This is a genomic window from Nocardioides sp. R-C-SC26 (assembly GCF_021246465.1).
GTDB lineage: Bacteria > Actinomycetota > Actinomycetes > Propionibacteriales > Nocardioidaceae > Nocardioides.
Genome location: NZ_JAHRHK010000083.1, coordinates 1 through 312 on the forward strand (window position 1 = coordinate 1; position 312 = coordinate 312).

At 73.4% G+C, this 312-nt stretch carries 1 protein-coding gene; it reads left to right on the forward strand.

Annotated features, from left to right (window positions below):
• The first annotated feature begins 9 nt into the window (after positions 1–9).
• Positions 10–162: a cobaltochelatase subunit CobN gene (locus tag KSO97_RS17530; RefSeq protein WP_232682062.1), complete on the forward strand. Its 153-nt coding sequence runs from the start codon at positions 10–12 to the stop codon at positions 160–162.
• The last annotated feature ends 150 nt before the right edge of the window (positions 163–312 follow it).

Consider the following 312-nt stretch of genomic DNA (forward strand, 5'->3'; position numbering starts at 1 on the left):
CAGGAGTTCATGCGGACCTCGAACCCGTGGGCGTTGCGCGGCATCGTGGAGAAGCTGCACGAGGCACGCGACCGTGGCCTGTGGGCCGGGCCCGATCCGGACCTCCTGGCCGCGCTGCAACAGGTCTACCTCGACCTCGAAGGCGACCTGGAGGACCGGTGATCATCCGAGTCGTCGGCTCCGGCATGGGGCCCCAGCACGTCACGCCGGAGGCCGCGGCGGCGCTGCGGGCGCCGTCGTACGTGCTCGCGGTCAGCAAGCGGGACGACGACCCGCTGCTCGCCGTCCGCCGCGGCGACCTCGCGGCGGACG